The organism is Burkholderia sp. HAN2018 (genome assembly GCF_024704855.1).
Taxonomy (GTDB): domain Bacteria; phylum Pseudomonadota; class Gammaproteobacteria; order Burkholderiales; family Burkholderiaceae; genus Burkholderia; species Burkholderia cepacia.
The window spans coordinates 1-23,260 of record NZ_QOBB01000115.1 but is presented as its reverse complement, the minus strand read 5'-3'; the positions used below and the strand labels follow the sequence as shown (position 1 = coordinate 23,260).

General features: G+C 63.7%; 21 protein-coding genes and 1 tRNA gene. 7 read left to right on the top strand and 15 right to left on the bottom strand.

The features are described 5' to 3' along the window. Positions 1-161 precede the first annotated feature (161 nt). The gene (locus DPV74_RS25165) at positions 162-566 is read right to left on the bottom strand and encodes a hypothetical protein (RefSeq protein WP_162923132.1); all 405 of its coding nucleotides are present in this window, start codon (positions 564-566) and stop codon (positions 162-164) included. A gap of 787 nt (positions 567-1,353) precedes the next feature. On the opposite strand from DPV74_RS25165, the gene DPV74_RS25160 reads away from it, so the two are divergent. Continuing rightward, positions 1,354-2,187 (top strand): DUF932 domain-containing protein, encoded by an 834-nt coding sequence (locus tag DPV74_RS25160; protein ID WP_091926168.1) that lies wholly within the window; start codon positions 1,354-1,356, stop codon positions 2,185-2,187. Positions 2,188-2,399: 212 nt separating this feature from the next. Here the strand turns inward: DPV74_RS25160 and DPV74_RS25155 are convergent, their stop codons facing one another. The 3 genes from DPV74_RS25155 to DPV74_RS25145 form a co-directional block, all read right to left on the bottom strand. Then, the gene (locus DPV74_RS25155) at positions 2,400-3,104 is read right to left on the bottom strand and encodes a protein mobD (protein ID WP_119338178.1); all 705 of its coding nucleotides are present in this window, start codon (positions 3,102-3,104) and stop codon (positions 2,400-2,402) included. Positions 3,105-3,113: 9 nt separating this feature from the next. Beyond that, a complete protein-coding gene (locus tag DPV74_RS25150) occupies positions 3,114-3,575 on the bottom strand; it encodes a hypothetical protein (RefSeq protein ID WP_081052430.1) in 462 nt (153 codons plus the stop codon). Positions 3,576-4,496: 921 nt separating this feature from the next. Beyond that, complete coding sequence (locus tag DPV74_RS25145; RefSeq protein ID WP_233634270.1) at positions 4,497-4,805, bottom strand: helix-turn-helix domain-containing protein; 309 nt, start codon at positions 4,803-4,805, stop codon at positions 4,497-4,499. Positions 4,806-4,980: 175 nt separating this feature from the next. Between DPV74_RS25145 and DPV74_RS25140 the strand changes: the two genes are divergently transcribed. Next, positions 4,981-5,376: a hypothetical protein gene (locus tag DPV74_RS25140; RefSeq protein WP_060218694.1), complete on the top strand. Its 396-nt coding sequence runs from the start codon at positions 4,981-4,983 to the stop codon at positions 5,374-5,376. Positions 5,377-5,441: 65 nt separating this feature from the next. Then, complete coding sequence (locus DPV74_RS25135; RefSeq protein ID WP_119338176.1) at positions 5,442-5,906, top strand: hypothetical protein; 465 nt, start codon at positions 5,442-5,444, stop codon at positions 5,904-5,906. A gap of 27 nt (positions 5,907-5,933) precedes the next feature. Here DPV74_RS25135 and DPV74_RS25130 read toward each other — a convergent pair whose 3' ends face one another. From DPV74_RS25130 to fdnG, 9 genes are all read right to left on the bottom strand, one after another. Further along, positions 5,934-6,203: an H-NS family nucleoid-associated regulatory protein gene (locus DPV74_RS25130; RefSeq protein ID WP_060218693.1), complete on the bottom strand. Its 270-nt coding sequence runs from the start codon at positions 6,201-6,203 to the stop codon at positions 5,934-5,936. A gap of 319 nt (positions 6,204-6,522) precedes the next feature. Next, positions 6,523-7,776, bottom strand: coding sequence for a site-specific integrase (locus DPV74_RS25125; protein WP_119338180.1), 1,254 nt, complete (start codon positions 7,774-7,776; stop codon positions 6,523-6,525). A gap of 165 nt (positions 7,777-7,941) precedes the next feature. Next, positions 7,942-8,037: transfer RNA gene (locus DPV74_RS25120), tRNA-Sec, on the bottom strand. Between the two features lie 31 nt (positions 8,038-8,068). Next, positions 8,069-9,994, bottom strand: a complete 1,926-nt coding sequence (gene selB / locus DPV74_RS25115; RefSeq protein ID WP_119338175.1) for a selenocysteine-specific translation elongation factor — start codon at positions 9,992-9,994, stop codon at positions 8,069-8,071. Next, positions 9,991-11,430, bottom strand: a complete 1,440-nt coding sequence (gene selA, locus DPV74_RS25110; RefSeq protein WP_027791168.1) for an L-seryl-tRNA(Sec) selenium transferase — start codon at positions 11,428-11,430, stop codon at positions 9,991-9,993. Before selA ends, selB begins: the two co-directional genes overlap by 4 nt. Before the next feature lie 73 nt (positions 11,431-11,503). Next, positions 11,504-12,439 carry a formate dehydrogenase accessory protein FdhE gene (gene fdhE / locus DPV74_RS25105; protein WP_027791167.1) on the bottom strand — a complete coding sequence of 312 codons (936 nt, stop codon included), beginning with the start codon at positions 12,437-12,439 and terminating at the stop codon, positions 11,504-11,506. A gap of 108 nt (positions 12,440-12,547) precedes the next feature. After that, on the bottom strand, positions 12,548-13,174 hold the full coding sequence (locus tag DPV74_RS25100) for a formate dehydrogenase subunit gamma (RefSeq protein WP_021162866.1): 627 nt from the start codon (positions 13,172-13,174) through the stop codon (positions 12,548-12,550). After that, on the bottom strand, positions 13,171-14,085 hold the full coding sequence (fdxH, locus tag DPV74_RS25095) for a formate dehydrogenase subunit beta (protein WP_060286045.1): 915 nt from the start codon (positions 14,083-14,085) through the stop codon (positions 13,171-13,173). The genes DPV74_RS25100 and fdxH overlap by 4 nt, the downstream gene beginning before the upstream one ends. A gap of 10 nt (positions 14,086-14,095) precedes the next feature. Then, a complete protein-coding gene (gene fdnG, locus DPV74_RS25090; protein WP_162923131.1) occupies positions 14,096-17,167 on the bottom strand; it encodes a formate dehydrogenase-N subunit alpha in 3,072 nt (1,023 codons plus the stop codon). 142 nt (positions 17,168-17,309) lie between these two features. Here fdnG and DPV74_RS25085 point away from each other — a divergent pair, with 142 nt between their 5' ends. From DPV74_RS25085 to DPV74_RS25075, 3 genes are all read left to right on the top strand, one after another. After that, complete coding sequence (locus DPV74_RS25085; protein WP_027791163.1) at positions 17,310-18,242, top strand: YihY/virulence factor BrkB family protein; 933 nt, start codon at positions 17,310-17,312, stop codon at positions 18,240-18,242. Positions 18,243-18,646: 404 nt separating this feature from the next. Next, positions 18,647-19,810 (top strand): porin, encoded by a 1,164-nt coding sequence (locus tag DPV74_RS25080; RefSeq protein ID WP_027791162.1) that lies wholly within the window; start codon positions 18,647-18,649, stop codon positions 19,808-19,810. A gap of 392 nt (positions 19,811-20,202) precedes the next feature. Then, on the top strand, positions 20,203-20,676 hold the full coding sequence (locus DPV74_RS25075) for a VOC family protein (protein WP_027791161.1): 474 nt from the start codon (positions 20,203-20,205) through the stop codon (positions 20,674-20,676). Between the two features lie 128 nt (positions 20,677-20,804). Here the strand turns inward: DPV74_RS25075 and DPV74_RS25070 are convergent, their stop codons facing one another. Continuing rightward, positions 20,805-21,617 carry an AadA family aminoglycoside 3''-O-nucleotidyltransferase gene (locus DPV74_RS25070; RefSeq protein WP_119338173.1) on the bottom strand — a complete coding sequence of 271 codons (813 nt, stop codon included), beginning with the start codon at positions 21,615-21,617 and terminating at the stop codon, positions 20,805-20,807. 281 nt (positions 21,618-21,898) lie between these two features. Beyond that, on the bottom strand, positions 21,899-22,348 hold the full coding sequence (locus DPV74_RS25065) for an HU family DNA-binding protein (RefSeq protein WP_011355701.1): 450 nt from the start codon (positions 22,346-22,348) through the stop codon (positions 21,899-21,901). A gap of 257 nt (positions 22,349-22,605) precedes the next feature. Between DPV74_RS25065 and DPV74_RS25060 the strand changes: the two genes are divergently transcribed. Next, positions 22,606-23,260, top strand: a 655-nt coding sequence (locus DPV74_RS25060; RefSeq protein WP_162923130.1) for an acyltransferase, incomplete at its 3' end; no start/stop codon positions are given.

Genomic DNA, 23,260 nt, shown 5'->3' with positions numbered 1-23,260 from the left:
TTCTGCTCCGCCGTCCAGCGCCGCCGGCGCTCCGGGCCCGTCAACACTTCCATCACTTCCTGCCTGGTGTTAGTCAAAAACACAGTCTTATGCCTACCCGTTATTGTAAGTGGGTGACTGTGTCCGGCGTTTCAGGGGGCTGCTCCAGTTTGGCGCGAACATCACTGCTCGTCAGGAATGGGCTCTCCGACAGTCACGTTGGCTGCTGCCTGCCGTTGCTTCTCCCGAAACGCCTCACGCTTCGTGCTCTGCTCCGCAATGAACTGCATGGGTTCGCTTTTCAGATCGGCATCCGGCACGATGGGCTTCCATGGCGCAACGTCATGCCTCGTGCGCGTCAAGTGAGATAGCTCCAACGCCCTCACTGCAGCCTTCGCACATTCGAATTCCACTTCCGCGCACCAGTCGATCGGATCGCCGTATTCCCACTCCGCAGACAAGGACTGACGGGTCGAATGCAGCGTGGCCGGAAACTCGCGGAGCTGAGAGGCAACGTTGTGTCTCAACCATTTCCAATCGATCGGCTCCGGGAATACGAACGGAGGTAACGCAACGGAGCGGCTCATACATCTGCAAGCGACCGGCCTCCTCCGTGGCCCAGTCAGCGCGATGCATCATCGATCGGGCTTCCCGCGCATAGCTTTCCAACGACAGCGCGACCGTCAACGCGACATGCCGTGCTTTGCGCCTGCTGACCCTGGCCTCCCGCAATTCATTCCAACCCAGCGTGACGACCGAGCTCACAACGCCGGCGACGCCGCCAACTTTTAGCAGATCCATCCAGCCGCTCTGCTTCAGATACTCGATCCACTGAAGCCCCATACCCACCTCCATGTCCTTACGTCGGCCCCAGTATACGGGGCGGCTAACTTCCGATGCCTATGTGATTCCGAGCGAAAGTGAACTTGGGCGATCGAATTCCCGAATCCTGACCCGATTCACGCTTACTGCACCGTTCGCCCCGAGATCCAAGACACCTCAATCACTTACGCTCCGGCCGCGAAAGTTGTTCACAGCGTTGCCCCCAGAGACTGTGAATAACCGGGGCTTCGTCATTCTTCCCGTGAAACTCCTGCCTTGGCCTGCGCCTGGCACCCTATTTCCTGCCCTGTCCCGCGACCGTAGCCAAGCCCTGGACGGCATCAAGGGGCGAGGGACCGGGTTGCCCGCACCATCCCTCGCCCCCTTCCTTGACACCGTCCAGCGCTCGGCTCCTTGGATCGCACGGGCAGGAAACAGGGTGTCAGGCAAAAGCAAAAGCCAACCCCGAGTTCCACCGGGAGAGTTTTTCCGCGTAAGCGGCAAGGTCATCCCACAGCCCGCCGCTCAACCCTTTTTGCTGTGGAGATTGCCATGCAACTCGCTTCTTCTTTCCATTACAGTTCCCCGATGCTTCGGGCCGACTCACCCCTCTCAGACGACCAGATTCGCCGCGTTGCACCGTCCATCTTCGGCGACGGCAAGCACGAAAGTCGCTCGGAGCGCTACACCTACATTCCGACCATCGACGTATTGCGAGGCCTGCGTAATGAAGGATTCCAGCCATTCATGATCTGCCAAACGCGCGTGCGCGATCAGGGCAAGCGCGACTACACGAAGCACATGCTTCGCCTTCGCCACGCCGAGCAGATCAACGGCGACGAAGCCAACGAAATCGTGTTGCTGAACTCGCATGACGGCACGAGTAGCTATCAGATGCTCGCCGGCTTGCTGCGCTTTGTCTGCCAGAATGGCATGGTTGCGGGCGACAACGTCGCCGATATTCGCGTGCCGCACAAAGGAAACATCATTCAGAACGTCATCAATGGTGCGTTCGACGTGCTCGACGGTTTCGAGCTGATTCGCGAACAAAAGGAAGGCATGCGCGACGTTTCGCTGAACCGTGACGAACAGCAGGCGTTCGCTCGCTCCGCGCTTGCGCTGCGCTACGATCCAACCGATGCCGAGATTCCTGCCCCGATCACCGAAAGTCAGTTGCTCGCTCCCCGCCGTTTCGAGGATCGTCGTGACGACCTCTGGACGGTGTTTAACCGCGTGCAGGAGAACCTCACGAAAGGCGGGCTGCATGGCCGCTCGCGCACCGGGCGTGCAATGTCCACACGCCCCATCACCGGAATCGACCAAAACGTAAAGCTCAATCGCGCCCTGTGGATGCTGGCCGACGCCATGCGCCAAATGAAGGTGTAAGTGCCGTAGGGCGGCATCGCGTCGCCCTACTCAAATCAATCCCATCAGGATAACTATTCATTTTGCCCTGACACGATCTGCTTGGGTCCGTCATATAAGTCATATCACTGCTGCCAAACGGCAGTTTGCAAAGTCTGCGTGGCTCCCGAATATCCTCCTCGACCGGGACGTTCCGACCTCGAGTAACAGACGCGTGAGCGCACCGGACAACCTCACCGCGCCAATTGCGCATGAGCTGTCAGCTTGGCGAACATCGTGCCGTATATCGCACGCCAGCGCAGCAGTTCCGCCCGCTCACCGATATGCATCGTTTGCGCCGCCCTCCCGACCGACAGACGCTGGCTACGCAACTCGTCCGCGACGCGATCCGCAAGATCGGGAAAATCCAACGATTGGCCTTGTGCTTCAACGGCGTTGCGCAATTGCGAGTCCCGATAAAGGGTGAATTTATCTGGCGAACCAAAGTAGCCGTTGCGCACAACATGCGTGATTGCGTTCGGGAACGTCGCGCCGAACTTGAGCAGCAATTCGAGACTATCGCGTTGCCGGTTGATGACCCACAACACGACCAGACGCCGGGCGAGCTCATCGAGCGCGCTAGCGAGTGTTCCACCGTACTGCTGGACACCCGCCTGACTCCGGGCTGCCGTGTTGACGACAACGATCGCATCCCGGTGCGTATCGCAGAAGTTAACAAAGTCGATCCATCCGCTGACGTCGTCCAAATTACATGACGCGCACTCGATTTCGGCATGGACCGCTTTCATGACATCAGGATTGGACGTGTCCGTCTCCACCAGCACGACGTTGATGTCCGCGCGTTGCAGATAGTCGACCAGCGCCAGCGTCACAAAACTCTTGCCGACACCACCCTTGCTACCACCAACCAAATAGATGGGGGGATTTTGCCTTGCCATGTGAGACCTCTACAAGTTCTCGGTGTCCGGGCTGATCGGAAATCCAAGACAGCCCTGTACCTGTTGCCCCGGCCTGGTTGTCCCCGTGTTCTCTTTCTGCTGCAATCCCGTGCGCGGCGGGTTATCGCGTGACACATTGGCCCGCGCTGACTTCCTGCCTCGAGCAGGCGCTGTCGCCTGCTCTCGTGCCGTGTCTCGATTGCCTCGCCGAACCCTTCCTTTTCCGTCCGCACGGCGCATCGCATATCTCAGCGAATTGAGATTCACGTCGATGCCGTCTTGCGCGGCCTGCTCTATCAGTTCATACAACGTATATCCCTTCTCCCGCGCCGCCACGATCTGTGGCTGTATAGATTTGACACCGTCCCCCACCTTGATAGGTTGCGCGTCTTTCGGTTTTTCCGGCAGCGCATCCAGCCTGCGACCGAACGCTTCCCACTGCCCTCGAGTGAATCTTCTGGCAACCGACATGACGACCTCCGACGCACACCCTTCACTGCATCTTGAGCATGCGTTTACGCTCCGTCAACCCTCGTTCTATGTCGTTCTCGACGCAAACTGAATGCAGAGGAATACATAGGAATATGACGGAACAAGAAATATTTTTGCTCTCGTCAGACGCCTCATCTGACTTATCATTCGCGCGCGTATGGACACGAATTGCAGTGAACACTGCTGCCCGTCGATTCGCGCTGAATAGCAATCCACAACGCATTCGATGCCACCGGCGCGCACTCGGCATTCACCTCTTCTACCCGGCCCTTTCAACGCCAGCGCTACACGCGCGCACCTGCGTTACGCAGACATTCACCGTCGCGCCACTGCGGACCAAACTCGAGTACCACCGGCACGACGCGACGCGGTGCTTCGGACGCACCAATCACTCAAGACATGCTTTCCGGCATTCTCCACCCGTTTACACGTGATGCGCTCGGGATCATGCGATCGTGTATGCGGGGCTCACTTCTTCACACCGCTGCATCAAACGCGCCGCACACGGCAATTACACGGACGCGATTTCAGAATGCGCATGGCTTGCACATAGCGCATACGGAAGTCACGATCGGCCGAGAAAACAAGATGAAAAATGAGTGACTGCAGGATAGGCTTGCGCCGGTTTTGGGCGCCGTGCACGCAATTAGTGGCGCGTCGGCGATGTAGCGGTATGAAACGATAGTCTCGAAGGGGTGCGTTCGCACAGAGCGAGGACCACCTCGATGCAACGGGCATTCCGATGACACATATTCAAGTTCGGCCATCAGCGCGCGGTCATGCTTGAGAATGAGCCGTGCAACCTCATCACTACCCGTCCATCGCCGGCCGGAAATTGGTCAGTCAATCGCCGACCACCGCGTGTTCGAGGGTGCTCCAACAACGCCATCGAAATCGACATTACGTCTCTGCGACACCATTCTCTTGGTCATCGGATGGCGTTCCGGTGATGGCGCCCACCAGGGCTAACACACCCCGCTTCTCTCGCGTCTTCAATTCACGAAAGCTGGCCAGGAGTCTTTCCTCGTCGACAGTAAGAGCGAGCGTTGCGGAATCAGATACCCGGCCAGTAAGTACATATTGGACGTCCACACCGACCTCGGCGATTCCCGCCAGGTAACTGGCATCCGGAAATCTGGCCCCTTTTTCGTAGTTGACTTGGGCGTGCTGGAGAACGCCGCCCGCGGCAGCGAACTCAGTTTGGTTCATGCCGAGTCGTTTCCGCTCCAATTTCAGGCGAACGGAAAATATGTCCGTTTGGGAATTTTTCGTTGACATATGTCCAGTTGGAACCTAGCCTAATGAATGTGATCAACCGACTGTCGATGGTAGCGGGGATATGCGGCGAGTCCCAAAGACGGTAGTCCCTCATTCCGAAGGTACTATGCCTTTCACCTATGAAATCTGCGGCACCTTGTCCGTTCTCGACAACTTCCGGCACCACCATGCCCAGCAGTTTGCCGAGAGCATCGCGAACCCCGCCGACGTCTATTTCGCCACCGACGCCGTCACGCACTCCTTCATGACCCGCATTCGCGGCGCGCTCACCGACGACGAAGCGGAGTCGGTCGAAGACACACTGGAAGAATTCTCCCAAAAATGGGCGCGAACCGGTGCCATCTTCAAACGTGTGAGGTACGGAGAGCCGTCGTTTGTTCCCGTCGGCCTCGCCGAACACGTCGAGCTGCTTGAGGAACTCGCCTACGAGCACCTGCAACTCGAAGCCTTCCTGCGACGCCAAGCGCAGATTCTCGAAAGGTTCCGGCAGCCGGCGACCTGACGCACGCGACTTAATATGCCATCACCAACCGCAGGCCTAGGATAACCGAATCAACTGAGGATACGATGGAAGAACCAGCACGCTACGTCTTGTCGGGTGCACTGCCCGTCCAGGACGATCTGGAAGACGAACAGCTCGATCGGGTGTCCCGACATCTAGGCGGTATCGCGACTGTGTATCTGAGGCACGATGTAGTGGCACACGCCGTCTCGCTGCGCATCTCCGGCACGCTGATGCGTGACGACGTGCGCTACATCGAGCAGCGCATCGAGCGATTCGCCGAAGAAAACGCCCGCGCCGCTGCGATTCTACTGAGCGAGTGGAATTGCGAAACGAGCGAGCTCGTCGTGGGCATGAACTGGGACGCCCAATGCCTGATCCGGCTCGGCGCAGTACAGGAACAACTCGGGAAACTCACCGGACGGTACTTCGACTTTCTGCTGCGACTTGAACCGCCTGACGCTCCCGCCCACGGCAACTCGCTCCTGTGCGTTGCGATTGACACCAACGACGACCGCCGGACCAGGTAATGAGTTCGCTCGGCAGCGCTGCAAACGCTACGTAGCGCTCTCCGCATCCGGCGCGGCAAAAAGATCAAGCGTCGCTCGATCAACGTCCACTGCCTTGGCTCGGCCGGAAGACGAAGCGCGATCGCGGCCGGAGTCCTTCCGTTTTGCCTTGCCGAAGAGATCTTCCGGCGTAAAACCAAATTCCGTAATTGTCGCTCGCATGGATGCGAGCGCTTCGGCCGCGGCTTTGGCGCGAGCTTTTTCGATCTCAGCATCGAGTGCCCGCTTACGGGCCAGCAGTTCAAGGTAAGTCGGCATCGCGTGATTGTGAGCCAGAAAACATCGATGAATTATATCTCCACAAGCTCGTGTTATCGGAGTAACCCCGCAATCCTGACTTGCCCCTGTCGTTCTCCGCCTACTCTGTCACCGACTTCGGAATCGGCGAGGGCATGTCGCTCGCCCGAACGCGGTCTTCGTATGAATACATGGACTACCTCCAAAGTAGTCCAAGATTATGTCCGCATCCCCCTTGTTCTGGCCCAATCACGTGGAAAACTGGTCCTAACGCATCCAGCGCAACCGACCGCGAACGGCACCCACAGCGGTGACGCTTTGGCGGATTTCCGAATGATGTTTAGGCAGCAACTGGTTGCGACACAGCTTCTCTGACCGTCGCATCGTTCTCACACGAGCTTCCGCAATAAAGTCCCCAGTCTGCCATCATCAGGCGCCGACGCTCGAGCTGGTCGCGACGCCGGTAGGCCGCCACTGTCTGCGATACGATGACGTGTGCCAAGGCTTCCTCTGCGAGCGAATCGGGATAGTCCGTACATTCGGCAACCCAGTCGCGGAACGTCGAACGGAAACCGTGTACGGTGATTCCATGTCGCGACATACGTCTCAGAAGCGTCAGCATCGCCATGTTCGACAACGGACGCCCTTCCTTGCAGCCCGGGAACAGATAGCCGTATTTTGCCTTGGGCAATGCACTGCGCACGATCTCGACAGCACGGTCACAAAGCGGTACGCGAAGCGGCCGGCCGCTCTTGGTACGATCACCAGGAATTGACCATGTGCGGGCGGCGAGGTCAAACTCCTCGGGCCGCGCAAAACGTACCTCGTTCGTGCGGGTCGCCGTGAGGATGAGCAGATGCAACATACGCGCAGCACGCCGCGGACGTTGCTCAAGCTCGCGGATAAACGCAGGCAAGTCCTCCCAGGGTAGTGCAGGGTGATGGTTCACCTGCGAGCGTTTCTTCGACCGCGGCAACACGAGTTGCAAATGGTCAACATATCGTGCCGGGTTGCCGCCGACACGGTGACCCAGCACCGTCTCTGCGTCGAGAATCGCCTTGATGCGGCCACGCACACGGCGCGCAGTCTCTGCCTTCTTCGTCCAGATCGGCTGAAGGATTCGCACGATCATCGCGGTGTCAACGTCACGCACCCGGACGTCACCGATCACCGGATACGCGTAAGTCTTGAGCGTGTTCTCCCACTGCTGGACATGCTTGCGATTTCGCCACTGAGATTCGTGCGCACGGGTAAACGCTTCAGTTGCTTCACGAAACGTCACGTTGGAGGCCGGCGATATGTCGAGCAGTTGCCTTCGCTGCTGCTCACGTCGCGCCAGGATGGGATCGATCAGGTCCCTGACCATGTCACGGTACCCGGCGGCCAGCTTGCGCGCCTCGCCCAAAGAGACCCGCGAGAGCGGACCAAGCCCCATCTCCCGCATGCGCCCGTTCAGTTTGAACCGGAACACCCATGAACGCGCACCACTGTTCGCGATCTGCATGTAGAGGCCGCCGCCATCCGCGTAATGACCCGGAGCTACTTCTTTTGCGACCCGCAGAGCGCTGAGTCGATGCAACTGTCGTCCCGCCATGTTGCCCTCCATACCCACAAACCCACATCGCTACCCATACTTCGTGAGGAAATTGTGCGGGACGTAAACGGTAGTCGCAAGCACGTCGTTACCCACAAACCGCTTTAAAATCAGCGACCTAGAGGACATCAACGGACGAGATCGGAATAGCCAGGAAGGGCCGTGTGGCGGAAGGCAGCAGGAGTCGAACCTACCCGGGAGTGTCTGACACCCCCAACTGGATTTGAAGTCCAGCCGTACCACCGGATACGAATGCCTTCCGTCGTGGGAAAAAACAAAGAACAACGAGCGCCTACGCCTGAATACCCGCCCAACCGCTGTCAGGCCGCAGGAAGTGGAGATCGCGGTGGAAGCGAGTATACCCAACCCGGTCGAAGAACTCGAGAATCTGGATCGCACGCTTGCGGCCCAGCCCCGTTGCGTCGCGGAACGTCGCGGCATCGAGCCCGCCGTCGCGCGACGGCGCGAGATGCGCAACCAGTTCCGCGAGTTCGCGCATGACGTCCGCGTGATAGAACAGGTCGCGCACGACCTGGTGCACGTCGCCGCGCCGTGCGAGCTTGCGCAGCAAGGTACGCACCGCGTCCTCGGCCGCCCCCGTGTCGCGGGCCAGGTCGCGCACCCACGGCGGATCGAAGCGCCCCGCATGAATCAGCGGCAGCAGTTGCTGCGCCAGCGCTTCCTCGCGCGGCTCGAGGCTCACCGAATGCGACGGCAAGTGCAGCCACGGCCCGCTTCGCGCCACTTCGCCGCCGGTCACCAACGCATCGACGAGCGCGCGCCACAGCGCATCGCCGGCGAGCGGCGCCGCCATCCGCCGCAGCCGCGCGGCGTCGAGCCCCTGCTCGTCGGGCATGCGCTCGTGATACGCGCGCAGCGTATCGATCGCCCGCGTCTGCAGCGCACGCCAGTGCGCATGCGCAATCACCGCGCCGTCATTCGACGCGGCATCGCGCTGCCCGATTGCCAGCGCGTCATCCGGCAAAACCAGCGCGTTCGGCGCAAAACCCGTCAGATGCGTGAGCATCGCGCGCGGGACGCCGAGCGGCGCCTGCGCGAGCAGCGCATCGAGACGCCCTGCGTCGAGCCATTCGGCCAGCGCGTCGAGCCACGCGCGGCGCTGGGGCGTACGACGCTTGCGCGCCGGCCCGAACGGGTCGAGCACGCGGCCGCCGCCGACCGTGCGCGTCGCCTGCGGATTGCGGACGATGAACCGGTCGCCCGGCAACGCAAACACCGGCTCGTCGAATACCAGTTGCACGCGCATCCGCTGGCCGGCCGCAAGCGTATCGCCGTCGAGCAGCGCGACATGCGCGACGCGATGCAGCGTGCCGAGATGCACGTGCAGCGGTGCCCAGTGCGTGAGCGTCAGCCCCGCATCCGCGAGCAGCGTCAATTCGACGTCGAGACGCGGCGACGTCGCGACGAGCCTCGCATCGGCCACGGTATCTCCGCGCTCGACATCGGCCTTGTCGACCCCGGCCAGGTTCAGTGCGCAACGCTGGCCCGCGCGGCCGGACTCGACCGGCCGATTCTGCGCATGGATGCTGCGCACGCGCGCCGCGCCGCCCGTGCGCACGATCGCGAGCGTATCGCCGGTCGCGACGCGGCCCGCGAACGCGGTGCCCGTCACGACGGTGCCCTGCCCCGTGAGCGTAAACACACGATCGACCGCGAGCCGGAACAGCCCGTCGTCGCGGCGGGCGCGCCACGCGATCGCCGCGTCGGCCAGGTGACGCTTCAACGCGGCGACACCCGGATCGTCCACGGCCGTCGCCCGCGTTTCGAAGATCGGCACGCCGGCCAGCGTCGAATCGTTCAGCCACGCGGCGATCTCGTCGCGCACCTCGGCCACGCGCGCGGCGTCGACGCGATCGCACTTCGTCAGCGCGACAGCGCCATGCGTGACGCCGAGCAGTTGCAGGATCGCGAGATGCTCGCGCGTCTGCGGCATCACGCCGTCGTCGGCGGCAATCACGAGCAGCGCGAAGTCGATCCCGCACGCGCCGGCCGCCATCGTGTGAATCAGCTTCTCGTGGCCCGGCACGTCGATCAGGCCGAGCACGTCGCCGTTGTCGAGCGGCGTATACGCATAACCGAGTTCGATCGAGATGCCGCGCGCCTTCTCTTCCTTCAGGCGGTCGGTATCGACGCCCGTCAGCGCGCGCACCAGCGTCGTCTTGCCGTGGTCGATGTGTCCGGCGGTACCGACGATCATGCAGCGGGCCCCGCGAGCGGTACGCATTGCGCGATGAACGCCGCCTCGTCGGCCGCTTCGAGGCAGCGCAGGTCGAGCCGCAGCGCGTTGTCGGCCACGCGGCCGATCACCGGGCGCGGCCATTCGCGCAGCCGCTTCTCGAGCTGCGCGAGCGCGCGGCCGCCGCGCTTGCCGTCCGCCGTGCGCACGACGAGCCCGGCGCTCGGCAGCTGGTCGACCGGCAGCGCACCGCTGCCGATCTGGCTGAACATCGGCTCGACCGCTACGTCGAAACCGCCGCCGAGCGCGGCCTGCAGCGCCGGACGCACGCGTTCGGCGGCCTCGGCGATCTCGCCGTGCGGGCGCGTCAGCAGGCGCAGTGTCGTGAGCCGGTCGCGCAGGAACTCGGGGGACTGGTAGAGGCGCAGCACGGGTTCGAGCGCCGCGAGCGTCAGCTTGCCGACGCGTAGCGCGCGCTTGAGCGGATGTTTCTTGATCTTCGCGATCAGCGCGCGATCGCCGACGATCAGGCCGGCCTGCGGCCCGCCAAGCAGCTTGTCGCCGCTGAACGTGACAACGTTTGCGCCGGCAGCCACGGTTTCCTGCACGGTCGTCTCATGCGGCAGGCCCCATTGCGTCAGGTCGGCGAGCGTGCCGCTGCCGAGATCGACGGCGACCGGCAGCCCGTGCTCGCGCGCGAGCGGCGCGAGTTCGGCGAGCGACGTCTCCTTCGTGAAGCCGCTGATCGCGTAGTTGCTGCAATGCACCTTCATCAGCAGCGCGGTGCGCGGGCCGATTGCCTCCGCGTAGTCGCGCAGATGGGTGCGGTTGGTCGTGCCGACTTCGCGCAGCCTGGCGCCGGCGCGGCTCATGATGTCGGGGATGCGGAATGCGCCGCCGATCTCGACCAGCTCGCCGCGCGACACGACGACTTCCCGCTTCGTCGCCAGCGCCGACAGCGCCAGCAGCACGGCCGCCGCGTTGTTGTTGACGACGGTCGCGGCTTCCGCGCCCGTCAGTTCGCACAGCAGATCGTCGATCAGGTCGTCGCGATCGCCGCGGCGGCCCGTGGCGAGGTCGAATTCGAGGTTGACGGGGCGCGTGAGCGCGTCGACCACCGCGCGCACCGCGTCGTCGGGCAACAGCGCGCGCCCGAGGTTCGTGTGCAGCACGGTGCCGGTCAGGTTGAACACGGTGCGCACCGCGCCCGCGCTCTGCGCGGCCAGTGCGCGCGCGACGGCCGCGGCGATGCGCGGTTCGTCGAGTGGTTCGGCCCCCGCCGGATCGTGCTGCGCGGCGGTACGCCAGCGTTCGAGCTCCGCGCGCACGGCGTTCAGCACGCGCGTGCGGCCGTAGTCGGCGAGCAGCGGTTGCAGCGGCGCCGACGACAGCACGCGCTCGACCGACGGCACACGCGCCAGCACGGCATTCAGTTCATTCAAACCGGGTTCGGTCACGTCGTGGTGGCTCCAGTCTCATGCTTCGCAGTCGGCCGGCGCCGGCGCTCTCGCGCCGCCCCGGCCGATGTCGTCAATCCGCTTCCCGCGCGACGTCCGGCCACAGCAGCGGGTTCGGCGAACTGCGCTGGTAACCGGCCTCGTTCATCAGCAGGTCGAGCGTGAGGCTCGCGAGATCGTCCGCCAGCGGCTCGAACTCGTAGTCCTTGTCCTGATAACCGATCTTGCGATAGGTCTTGCACTCGTCGCACGATTCGGCCTTGACGGCTTCGCTGCCGCCCTCGATCCCGTGATACGCGATGCCTTTCGTCGAATCGCAGTGCGAGCACTTCGTGCGCACCATGTGCCACTCGGTCGTGCACAGCCCGCACTGCAGGAAACGGTAGCCCTGGTACTGCCCGCCGACCCGCACGACGCTCGCGACCGGGTGCGTGCCGCACACGGGGCACAACCCCGGCTGGTCGAGATACGGGACGTCGGCCGGCGCAACGCAGCTTGCGAGATCCGTCCAGACGACCTGCAGCGCGGCCATCAGGAACGGCGCGGTGGCCGGGTCGACTTCGGCGAAGCGCAGCGCGAGGATCGCGTCGGCCTGCGCGTCGAGTTCGGCGGGCGCCATCAGGCGCAGCCGGTCGAGCAGCTTCGCGAGCTGCGGGTTGACGAGCCCGGCGCCTTCGACGCGGTCGAGCAGTTCGTACAGCACGGCCCGCCATTGCGGGTTGCGCTCGCCGTCGAGCGCCGGTATGAGCGGCATCGAATGCTGCTGCGCGAGCGCGATCGCTTCCTTCGACGGCAGCGGCAATTCCAGCGTCTGCAGCGTCGCGTGCTGCGCATCGGCGACGGTGGCCATCAGCCGCAGGTAGCCGCTGATCGGGTTCAGGTCGGCCAGCTTGCGCAGCCGCGCGGCGCGCGCCGAAAACGCGGTGGCGCGCTCCGGCAGGCGAAAGCGCGGGATGGCCGAATGATCGAGTGTCGAAATCTCGGTCGGTTCGAGGATGCGTTGTGTCACAAAAATGTCTTCCAAATAAACAAGCGCCGACGCATCGGCGCTTTCGGGCGGTTCCGGCGGTTGGCGGAACGGCCCGCCGCAACTGGCGAGCCGCCCCGCTCCGGTGCGTTATTTCACGCTTTCACGGAACCACTTCGGGTGATGCTTGCGAGCCCAGCCCAACGTGACGGTGCCGCGCACCATCGCGCCGATCGAGCCCTTCACCCACAACGCCGCGTAAATGTGCACGATGATGCTCGCGATCAGCACGAAGGCCGCCACGGCATGCACGACAGCGGCCGCGCGGATCACCCCGATCGGGAAGTAGAACGAGAAGTAACGCCGCCAGATCACGACTCCCGACAGCAGGAGCAGCAACAGGCACGCCACCAGCGTGAAGAATAGCAGCTTCTGCCCGGCGTTATAGCGCCCGACGGGCGGCAGCTTGTCTTCCTGGTTGGTCAGCACGTCGCCGATCTGCTTCAGCCATTGGCGATCGTCCGCGTCGAGCGCATTGTGGTGCCAGAAGCGCACGACCAGGATCGCGAACGACACGAACATCACGAGGCCGACGAACGGATGCAGGATCCGCGTCCACTGGCCGCCGCCGAACAGCGCGGTCAGCCAGAACATCGACGGATGAAACAGCGCGAGCCCGGACAACGCGAGCAGCACGAACGTGATCGCGGTGATCCAGTGGTTCGTGCGCTCGTTCGGCGTGTAGCGGACGATCAGGTTGGGGTCGTCGTGGTTCATTTCGCGTCCTCCTTGATGCGTCGCGCCTCGTCGCGCGCGGCCGATTCTTCCTCGTCGCTCACCTCGTTCGGACCGACCCGGACATAGTGGAAGAACCCGGCGAGCGCGGTCAGCGCGATGCCGGCCACCGCGAGCGGTTTCGCAATGCCCTTCCACAGCTTCACCATCGGGCTGATCGACGGGTTGTCGGGCAGCCCGTGGTACAGCGACGGTTTATCGGCATGGTGCAGCACGTACATCACGTGCGTGCCGCCGACGCCCTGCGGGTCGTACAGCCCCGCATGCTCGAAGCCGCGCTCCTTCAGGTCCTCGATCCGCTCGGCCGCGTGCTGCTTCATGTCCTCCTTGGTGCCGAACACGATCGCGCCCGTCGGGCAGGTCTTCACGCAGGCCGGTTCCTGGCCGACCGCGACGCGGTCGGAACAGAGCGTGCACTTGTACGCGCGATGATCCTTCTTCGAGATCCGCGGAACGTTGAACGGGCAGCCGGTCACGCAATAGCCGCAACCGATGCAGTTCTCCTCGTGGAAATCGACGATCCCGTTGTTGTACTGCACGATCGCGCCCGGCGACGGGCACGCCTTCAGGCAGCCCGGATCCTCGCAGTGCATGCAGCCGTCCTTGCGGATCAGCCACTCGAGGTCGCCCGCCGGGTTCTCGTATTCGGCGAACCGCATCACCGTCCACGAGTGCTCGGAGAGATCGGCCGGGTTGTCGTACACGCCGACGTTGGTGCCGACTTCGTCGCGCAGGTCGTTCCACTCCATGCATGCCGTCTGGCATGCCTTGCAGCCGATGCACTTCGATACGTCGATCAGCTTCGCGACGCTCCCGGTCACCGGTTCGCGCACCGTGGGCGGTGGCGTCGTGGTGGCCGAGACGCGCTTGATATCCAGCGATTGCAATGCCATCTCTTTCCCCTTACGCCTTTTCGACCTTCACCAGGAACGACTTGAATTCCGGTGTATAGGAGTTGCCGTCACCCACGGACGGAGTCAGGGTATTCGCGAGATAGCCGGGCTTCGTCAGACCCTTGAAGCCCCAGTGCAACGGGACACCGACCGTCTGGACCTTCTTGCCGTCGACCATCAGCGGCTTGATCCGCTTCGTGACGAGGGCGACCGCGATGATGTAGCCGCGCTTGGACGACACCTTCACGCGTTCGCCATGCGCGACGCCGACTTCCTTCGCGAGGTCCTCGCCGATCTCGACGAATTGCTCGGGCTGGATGATCGCGTTCAGCCGCGCATGCTTGGTCCAGTAGTGGAAATGCTCGGTTAGCCGGTACGTGGTCGCCGCGTGCGGGAACTCCGGTGCCTGGCCGAACGACGCCCGATCGTCCGGGAACACGCGGGCGGCCGGGTTGTTCAGCGCGAGCGGGTTGTTCGGGTGCAGCGGGTTCGTGCCGATCGGCGTTTCGAACGGCTCGTAGTGCTCGGGGAACGGGCCTTCGTTCATCCCCGCACGCGCGAAGAAGCGCGCGACACCTTCCGGATTCATGATGAACGGCCCCATCCCGTTTTCGGGTGGCTCGTCCGCCTTGAAATCGGGGATGTCGGCGCCCTTCCACGCGCTGCCGTTCCAGCCGATCAGCTTGCGGGTCGGGTCGAACGGCTTGCCGCTCACGTCGCACGATGCGCGGTTGTACAGGATCCGCCGGTTCGCCGGCCAGGCCCACGCCCAGTTCAGCGTCTGGCCGATGCCGGTCGGATCGGAGTTGTCGCGCCGGCCCATCTGGTTGCCGGCCTGCGTCCAGGCTCCGCAGAAGATCCAGCAGCCGCTCGCGGTCGTCCCGTCGTCCTTCAGTTGCGCGAACGCGGCCAGCTGCTCGCCCTTCTTCACGAGCGTCTTGGCCGGATCCTTCGGATCGGGCAGATCGGCGAGCGCACGGCCGTTGAACTCCATCGCGAGCTCTTCGGGCGTCGGGCTTTCCGGGTTCGCGTACGGCCAGGTCAGGTTGACGATCGGGTCCGGATACTTGCCGCCGTCCGTCTGGTACATCTTGCGCATGCGCAGGAACAGCCCCGACATGATCTCGAGGTCGCTACGCGCTTCGCCCGGCGGCTCCGCGCCCTTCCAGTGCCATTGCAGCACGCGGCTCGAACTCACGAGCGAACCGTTTTCCTCCGCAAAACACGTGGTGGGCAGACGGAACACCTCGGTCTGGATCTTCGACGCGTCGACGTCGTTGTAGTCGCCGTGATGCTTCCAGAACTCGGACGTCTCGGTCGCGAGCGGATCCATGATCACGAGCCACTTCAGCTTCGCGAGCCCTGCCGCCGTCTTCACCTTCGACGGCGCCGCCGCGAGCGGGTTGAAGCCCTGGCAGATGTAGCCGTTCATCTTGCCGGCATTCATCAGCTCGATCGCCTGCAGCAGGTCGTACTGCTTGTCCAGCTTCGGCAGGTAGTCGTAGGCCCAGTTGTTCTCGGCGGTCGCCGCGTCGCCCCACCAGGACTTCATGAAGCTGACGTGGAAGGCCTTGTAGTTCTTCCAGTAGCTCAACTGGTTCGGCCGCAGCGGCTGCTGCACGCGCTTCTTGATGTAGCCGTCGAAATCCTGCTCGGCCTGCATCGGCAGCGTCATGTAGCCCGGCAGCAGGTTCGACATCAGCCCGAGGTCGGTCAACCCCTGGATGTTCGAGTGGCCGCGCAGCGCGTTCATCCCGCCGCCGGCGATGCCGATGTTGCCGAGCAGCAGCTGCACCATCGCGCCGGTGCGGATGATCTGCGCGCCGATCGAGTGGTGCGTCCAGCCGAGCGCGTACAGCACCGTGCCGGCGCGGCCGGGAACGGCGGTGGTCGCGAGCATCTCGCACACCTTCAGGAACTTCTCCTTCGGCGTGCCGCAGACCTGCTGGACCATGTCCTGCGTATAGCGCGCGTAATGCTGCTTCAGCAGGTTGTACACGCAACGCGGGTGCTGCAGCGTCGGGTCGACCTTCACGAAGCCGTCGTCGCCGCGCTCGTAGTCCCAGCTCGATTTGTCCGGGTATGCGTGTTTCTCGGCGTCGTAGCCGGAATAGATACCGTCGTTGAACGCGAAATCCTCGCGCACGATGAACGAGAAGTCCGTGTAGTTCTTCACGTACTCATGCTGGATCTTGTCGTTCGTCAGCAGATAGTTGATCACACCGCCCAGGAAGACGATGTCGGTGCCGGTGCGGATCGGCGCGTAGTAGTCGGCCACCGAGGCCGTACGCGTAAAGCGCGGGTCGACGACGATCAGCCGCGCCTTGCGGTGCGCCTTCGCCTCCGTTACCCACTTGAAACCGCACGGATGGGCCTCGGCTGCATTGCCGCCCATCACGAGAATCACGTCCGCGTTCTTGATGTCGACCCAATGGTTCGTCATCGCTCCACGGCCAAACGTCGGGGCAAGACCTGCCACCGTCGGGCCATGTCAGACACGCGCCTGATTGTCGAATGCGAGCATCCCGAGACTGCGGACCGTCTTGTGCGTCAGGTAGCCGACCTCGTTGCTGCCCGCCGACGCGGCCAGCATGCCGGTCGTCAGCCAGCGGTTGACCTTCGCACCGTCCTCCGCCGTCTCGACGAAGTTCGCGTCGCGGTCGGCCTTCATCAGCTTCGCGATCCGGTCGAGCGCGTCGTTCCACGAGATCGGTTCCCACTTGTCCGAGCCGGGCGCGCGATACTCGGGGTGCGTCAGGCGGTTCGGGCTATGGATGAAGTCGATCAGGCTCGCGCCCTTCGGGCACAGCGTGCCGCGATTGACGGGATGGTCGGGATCGCCTTCGATGTGCATGATGCTCGGCTGCGCGTTCTTCGCGCCGTCTCCGAGGCTGTACATCAGGATGCCGCAACCCACTGAACAGTATGGACAGGTGTTGCGCGTTTCGACGGTGCGCGCCAGCTTGTACTGTCGGACTTCGGCGAGCGCTTCGGACGGAGAGAAGCCCATCAGGGCTAGACTCGATCCGGCAAGCGACGTAGCCGTCACCTTCAGGAACTGGCGCCGGGACATTTGGAGCATGGCTGGTCTCGGCGTTATTGTGGGGGTGAGGAAACTGAAAGGAATTATAGACAGTTCGCGCAACTATGTTCGAATCTTCGGATCAATACTGAATTGTCTGATTACCAACGATGACCCGCGTTCCGCGCGCCACCGAACCGTCATGAAACGACAGATCACCTCCGAAGCCACCCGTCTCGCGCAACAACAGGCCAACTGGGCCCTCACGGCGTTCAAGCGCTTCTCGGCCGACCGTTGCTCCGCGATGGCCGCGGGCATTGCATTCTTCTCCGCGTTCTCGCTCGCGCCGATGCTCGTGATGGTGATTGCCGTGGCCGGCTGGTTCTACGGCGACGACGCCGCGCGCGGCCAGGTGTTCGAACAGGCGCACCAGCTGATCGGCGACGACGCGGCGGCCAGCATCCAGACGATCGTGCAGAACGCGCACCGCGCGGGCGAGCGCGGCGGCCTCGCAACCCTGATCTCGTTCGCCGCGCTGGCCATCGGCGCGTCGGCCACCTTCGCGTCGCTCAGCGCCGCGCTCAGCGTGATCTGGCCGGCCACCGAGAACCGCTGGTCGAGCATGCTCGGGCTCGTGCGCGTGCGGCTGATCTCGTTCGGGCTCGTGCTCGGCGTCGCGTTCCTGCTGATCGTGTCGCTCGTGCTCGACACCGCGATCACGTTCGTCGGCACCTGGCTGCTGGGCAATTCGCCGTACGTGGTCGTCACGAACCTCGTGCAGTTCTTCGTCGGCATCGCCGTGCTCGCGGCCGCGTTCGCATCGCTGATGAAGTTCCTGCCCGATGCGCGCGTCGCGTGGCGCGACGCCGCGATCGGCGGCATCGTGTCCGCGATCCTGTTCTCGGGCGGCAAGAAACTGTTCGCGCTGTACCTCGCGCACGCGGGCACCGCCAGTGCATTCGGCGCGGCCGGATCGTTCGCGGTCCTGCTGATGTGGCTGTACTTCTCCGCGATCGTGCTGCTGCTCGGCGCGGAATTCGCGGCGGCCCGCGGCAACGCGCATCGTCTCGCCGGTACCGCACCGGCCGCGTCCGCTCAAGCCGACCGGCCCGTCGATCGCATGCGCGACGACTGATTCACGCTGTTAGCAACGTCGCGGCGCGCCCCAGCACACCCGTCTGCCTTCCTGCAACCATCCCAGTCCGCCGCGCATTCGCGCGACGTTGATACGTCCTTTGCATGCCCCGGCTTCGTTGCCGCAACCGCAAACGTTTGCAAGCATCCATTTCTGCCCGCCAACGTGCCAAAACAGGCTGCCGGCCGCAATGTGCGTCGACTTTTGAAACAATCGCGCCGCAGCAAATGTCAACTATTTCAAAAATGGGAACAGTCGTTGATGTGCTTGATATATATGGACTTTTTCGCGCTGTTACCTTTTCGAGACACTTTATTTTTTAGGCTTTCTTGCGTCTATGGCACTGAGCTATTCTCCAATCCGCAACAAATAACGATGAATCACTTGCGTGGAGAAACTCAACGATGAAGAAACTTGCTCTCTCGACCCTCTCGCTCGCGCTGCTGGGCGCCGCCGGCGCTGCTCAGGCACAGTCGAGTGTGACGCTGTACGGCGTGATCGACACGTCGATCACCTATGTTCACGGTAACGCAGGTCAAGGCAACAATTCGTGGTCGATGGGTAGCGGCAACCTGCAAGGCAGCCGTTTCGGCCTGAAGGGTTCCGAGGACCTCGGTGGCGGCCTGAAGGCGATCTTCCAGTTGGAAAACGGCTTCAACTCGGCATCGGGCGCACTGGGCCAGGGTGGCCGCATGTTCGGCCGCCAGGCATTCGTCGGCCTGCAGAGCGACCAGTACGGTACGGTCACGCTCGGCCGCCAGTATGACCCGCTCGTCGACCTGGTCCAGGCAGTCACGGCAGACAACTACTTCGGCAGCGTGTTCGCCACGCCGGGCGACGTCGACAACAACGACAACAGCCTGCGCGTCAGCAACGCAGTGAAGTACACGTCGCCGGTCTGGGCAGGCCTGCAAGTCGAAGCGATGTACGCATTCGGCGGTGTTGCAGGTTCGACCGGCAAGGGTCAGACGTGGGCAGCAGCAGCAGCGTACAACAACGGCCCGCTCGGCCTGGCTGCCGGCTACTTCCACGCAAACAACGCATCGGCACTCAGCGCCAGCGGCACGCGTAGCGGCTGGGCCGGCTCGTCGGACGCGATCTTCGACGGCGATTCGGGCACGACCTTCATCAACAACGCGTTCACGTCGTCGACGTCGATCGGCATCGCGCAAGTGGCTGGCCAGTACGCATTCGGCCCGGTGACGGTCGGCGCCGGTTACAGCAACGCGCAATACAAGGCGGACGGCAACTCGGCGTTCGGCACGAACCAGAAGTACAACACGGGTCGCGCGTTCGTCACGTATCAGGCATCGGCACCGCTGCTGCTCGGCCTCGGCTACATCTACACGAAGGGCAACGGCGACAACAACGGCAAGTACCATCAGGTTTCGCTGGGCGCCGATTACTCGCTGTCGAAGCGCACGGACATCTACCTGGTTGGTGCGTATCAACACGCAAGCGGCAAGAACGCGGACGGCACCGATGCGCAAGCGTCGATCGGCTCGTACGGTATCGCCGGCAAGAGCTCGCAAGAGCTGGTCGCACTCGGCCTGCGCCACAAGTTCTAAAAACGAAGTATCCGGCGTGCATGGCGTCTCCGACGCCCTGCCTCCGACCTGGAAAGCCAGCCCCGGTTTCAGCCGCGGCTGGCTTTTTTTTCGTCCGTCGCCGGCTGGCCCGCACGGCCTGCACGGGCGATGGCCGATGTCCGGGTACCCGACACTCGTCACCCGGCCGGCAGCGGCGCCTGACGGCCGCAATGCGCCGGAAACGCGGTTTCCTGATGCCAGGCTCGCTCGCCACAGGTGCGCCGGACGACTACCATCCGCACTGTCGGTGCCACGGCCCCGGAGCGACGGCCGTTCGCCCCGGCGTGTCGATTTCGACGGCCTTCATCCGTCGTACAGAGGCCGGCACGCGATTTGCGCCCCGGCCAATCCATACAGACAGGAGATTCGTCATGACGATTCAGAAGATCACGCCGTTCCTCTGGTACTCGACGGAAGCCGAAGAAGCAGCGGCCTTCTACGCAGGCATCTTTCCGGATTCGCGCATCGTGCGCGTCACGGCAGTGCCCGGCACCGACGGCACGCGAATGGTCGAGTTCGAGCTGTTCGGGCAGCCGTTCTTCGCGATGAGCCACCCGCGCACCGACACGTTCAACCACGCGATCTCGCTGCTGGTCAGCTGCGCCGACCAGGCGGAACTCGACCGCTACTGGAACGCCCTGCTCGACAACGGCGGCACGGCCGACGCCTGCGGCTGGCTGCGAGACCGCTACGGCGTCTCGTGGCAGATCGTTCCGGAAGCGCTGATCCCGATGATGTCCGACCGCGACACCGTCAAGGCCACGCGCGTGGCGGCCGCGATGATGCAGATGGTCAAGCTCGACGACGCCGTGCTGAAGGCCGCCTTTGCCGGTACGGCCGGCTGACGATGCACATCGCATAAGCGCGTGCGAATGATGCGCCGGGTCGCCGGGCAGGCGTCCGGCTCGACTGCAAACGCGTGCGACAGCGTCGCAAACACCCGTGATCCTCGTCGGTCCCGCCCGCAAGCCGGCTACGTTCGCGGCATCTGCGGCGACGTCGACAGCATCGATTCGACCGTTCGCCGCGCGTAGCCGATGAATGCGGCGAGGGGTTCGCCCGACAGGATCGCCGCGGCTTCCTCGCCGCCGAGATAGGCGGCGCGCGCCGCCGCTACAACCGGACGGTACGTTTCCGGCAGACGCTCCAGCGCCCATGTCGCGGCGACGTCCTTGGGCGCGATCCTGCCGGTCGCGGCGCTGTACCAGATGCGCGCGAGCGCGAGCACCACGTTGCACTCATCGCCGCGCCAACTCGGTTCGGCATGCCACTGCGCGACGGTCGCCAGCAACGCGGCCACAAAATCCCCCTCAGGCACCGGCTCGAGCAACGCAGCAGCCGGCGGGCCGGCCAGCGCGACACTGTGCTGTCGCACCTTCGTCAACAGGATCGCCAGATCGTGATCGACGAGCGCCGGCTCGACGATGCCGGCTTCGAGATCGTGACGCAGCCACTCGCCGAACTGCAGTTCGCGTCGCGCCGGATGACGCCACGGCACGATTTCGTCGTGCGCGACGACGGTCACTTCCAGTGCGCGCATGCCGCCTGCGCGGCCGGGCGGCGCCGACACGGCGAGCAGGCCGAGCATCAGCGCACGCCGCGTCGGCTCGTCGGGCCGGGCCGACACCGTCGCCAGCAGGTCGATGTCGCTGCGCGGTTTCAGTCCGCCGTCGAGCGCCGAGCCGAACAGGTGGATCGCGTTCAGCGTCGCGCCGAGATGCCGCTCGATCGTGTCGCATGCGGCGGCGACCTGCGCCGCGATTTCGTCGGGAATGGTTTCAGTCACGACGCGCGTGTCTCGCGATGCGTACGCAACAGGCGCATCCGGCGCGGCGAGCGCGAGCCCCTGTGAGTGGATTGCCGTTCGTCATGGCGCATGCACGACTCGTCGTCCGGCGTGCATCACGCGTCGAACCGGACTTTCGGCCATTTCGCTTCTGCACTTCTGCACTTCTTCGCGGCCGCGCGCTTTGCGCAGCGCAATAAAAATCCCCGCACGCTTTCGCGTACGGGGATCGTCGGACTTCGCAACGGCTGCCGAATGCATTCGGCAGCCGCCGCGCGGCATTACGCTGCCGCGTCCTTCAGCTTCTTCAGCGCACGTGCCTTCACGCGCACGCTGGCCGGCTTCGCCGGGAACCAACGCTCTTCGCCCGTGAACGGATCCTTGCCGAAGCGCTTCTTCTTCGCCGGCACGACTTGTGCCGTGATCTTCAGCAGACCCGGCAGCGTGAACTCGCCCGCGCCCTTCTTGTGGACCGAGCCGAGCACGACGTTCTCGAGTGCGACGAGCACTGCCTTGACCGCCTTCACTTCGACAGCTGCGCGCTCAGCGATGTGCGTTGCGAGCGATGCCTTCGTGAACTTGTCCTTCAGCGGCGTCGGAGCGGCCGGTGCCGCCTTCGCGACGACCTTCTTTGCCACTACTTTCTTCGCGGGCGCAGCCTTTTTGGCAGCCACTTTCTTGGTGGCGGGTGCGGCAGCCTTCTTGGCCACCTTTTTTGCGGAAGTCGCCATGTTTCTCCTACCAGGTGTGGTCGTTGGATACACGAAGCGTGCAACGCGCGCGCTTCAACGCCGGATTCTACAAGCGCCGTGACGCTTCGTGGAGTACTTTTGTGCGTTTTCGCGGGGTTTCCCGCAGGTTTTTTTGCATGCGGGCGATTTCGTCGACGCTCCAGCATCAGAAAACGCCTTCACGTATGCATCCGAACGCGAATTACGTTCGATATTTGCGCACCTATACTGGGCGCGCTCAATGCCCGGATGCCTCCATGCGCGAAGCCCGATACGTCAAAGGACTCGACGGCCTGCGAGCCCTCGCCGTCATCCTCGTTTTCCTGTCCCACAAAGGCCACGTCCTTGCCGTCGACGTCGGCAAGCTTGGCGTGTGGACGTTTTTCCTCATCAGCGGATTCCTGATCGTCGGCGAGCTGCATCGCAATCGCCAGGCGGTCGAATGCGGCACCATGACGCGCCGCCATGCGCTCGCGCTGTTCCTCGCGAAGCGCGCGCTGCGGATCTTTCCCGTCTATTACCTGCTGCTCGCCGCGCTCGCGATCGCGCACGCGCTGTTCTACCAGCGCGGCGTCAATCTCGGGCTCGCGTGGCACGCGGTGTTCCTGTCGAATTACTGGATCGGCGTCGTGAAGGACGGCTGGCCGGGCTCCACGTCGCACTTCTGGAGCCTCGCGGTTGAACAGCAGTTCTATCTGATCGCGCCGCTCGCGCTGCTCGCGGTGCCGGCCGCGCGACACGTCGCGCTCGGCATCGCGGCCGTCGCGCTGTGCGCGCTCGCGCATCTCGCGCTCTACCTGTGCGACGCGTCGCCGGTGCTGATCTACGCATTTTCCCCGTGGAATTTCGCGCTGATCGCACTCGGCGGCGTCGGCGCGATGGCGCTCGCCGGACGCGGCGCGGCCGCCGTGC

Bases quoted from the DNA above. Each gene is read 5' to 3' on its own strand.
- DPV74_RS25165 (WP_162923132.1), bottom strand. From the start codon at position 566: ATGAGCCGCTCCGTTGCGTTACCTCCGTTCGTATTCCCGGAGCCGATC.
- DPV74_RS25160 (WP_091926168.1), top strand. From the start codon at position 1,354: ATGCAACTCGCTTCTTCTTTCCATTACAGTTCCCCGATGCTTCGGGCC.
- DPV74_RS25155 (WP_119338178.1), bottom strand. From the start codon at position 3,104: ATGGCAAGGCAAAATCCCCCCATCTATTTGGTTGGTGGTAGCAAGGGT.
- DPV74_RS25150 (WP_081052430.1), bottom strand. From the start codon at position 3,575: ATGTCGGTTGCCAGAAGATTCACTCGAGGGCAGTGGGAAGCGTTCGGT.
- DPV74_RS25145 (WP_233634270.1), bottom strand. From the start codon at position 4,805: ATGAACCAAACTGAGTTCGCTGCCGCGGGCGGCGTTCTCCAGCACGCC.
- DPV74_RS25140 (WP_060218694.1), top strand. From the start codon at position 4,981: ATGCCTTTCACCTATGAAATCTGCGGCACCTTGTCCGTTCTCGACAAC.
- DPV74_RS25135 (WP_119338176.1), top strand. From the start codon at position 5,442: ATGGAAGAACCAGCACGCTACGTCTTGTCGGGTGCACTGCCCGTCCAG.
- DPV74_RS25130 (WP_060218693.1), bottom strand. From the start codon at position 6,203: ATGCCGACTTACCTTGAACTGCTGGCCCGTAAGCGGGCACTCGATGCT.
- DPV74_RS25125 (WP_119338180.1), bottom strand. From the start codon at position 7,776: ATGGCGGGACGACAGTTGCATCGACTCAGCGCTCTGCGGGTCGCAAAA.
- selB (WP_119338175.1), bottom strand. From the start codon at position 9,994: ATGATCGTCGGTACCGCCGGACACATCGACCACGGCAAGACGACGCTG.
- DPV74_RS25100 (WP_021162866.1), bottom strand. From the start codon at position 13,174: ATGAACCACGACGACCCCAACCTGATCGTCCGCTACACGCCGAACGAG.
- fdxH (WP_060286045.1), bottom strand. From the start codon at position 14,085: ATGGCATTGCAATCGCTGGATATCAAGCGCGTCTCGGCCACCACGACG.
- DPV74_RS25085 (WP_027791163.1), top strand. From the start codon at position 17,310: ATGAAACGACAGATCACCTCCGAAGCCACCCGTCTCGCGCAACAACAG.
- DPV74_RS25080 (WP_027791162.1), top strand. From the start codon at position 18,647: ATGAAGAAACTTGCTCTCTCGACCCTCTCGCTCGCGCTGCTGGGCGCC.
- DPV74_RS25075 (WP_027791161.1), top strand. From the start codon at position 20,203: ATGACGATTCAGAAGATCACGCCGTTCCTCTGGTACTCGACGGAAGCC.
- DPV74_RS25065 (WP_011355701.1), bottom strand. From the start codon at position 22,348: ATGGCGACTTCCGCAAAAAAGGTGGCCAAGAAGGCTGCCGCACCCGCC.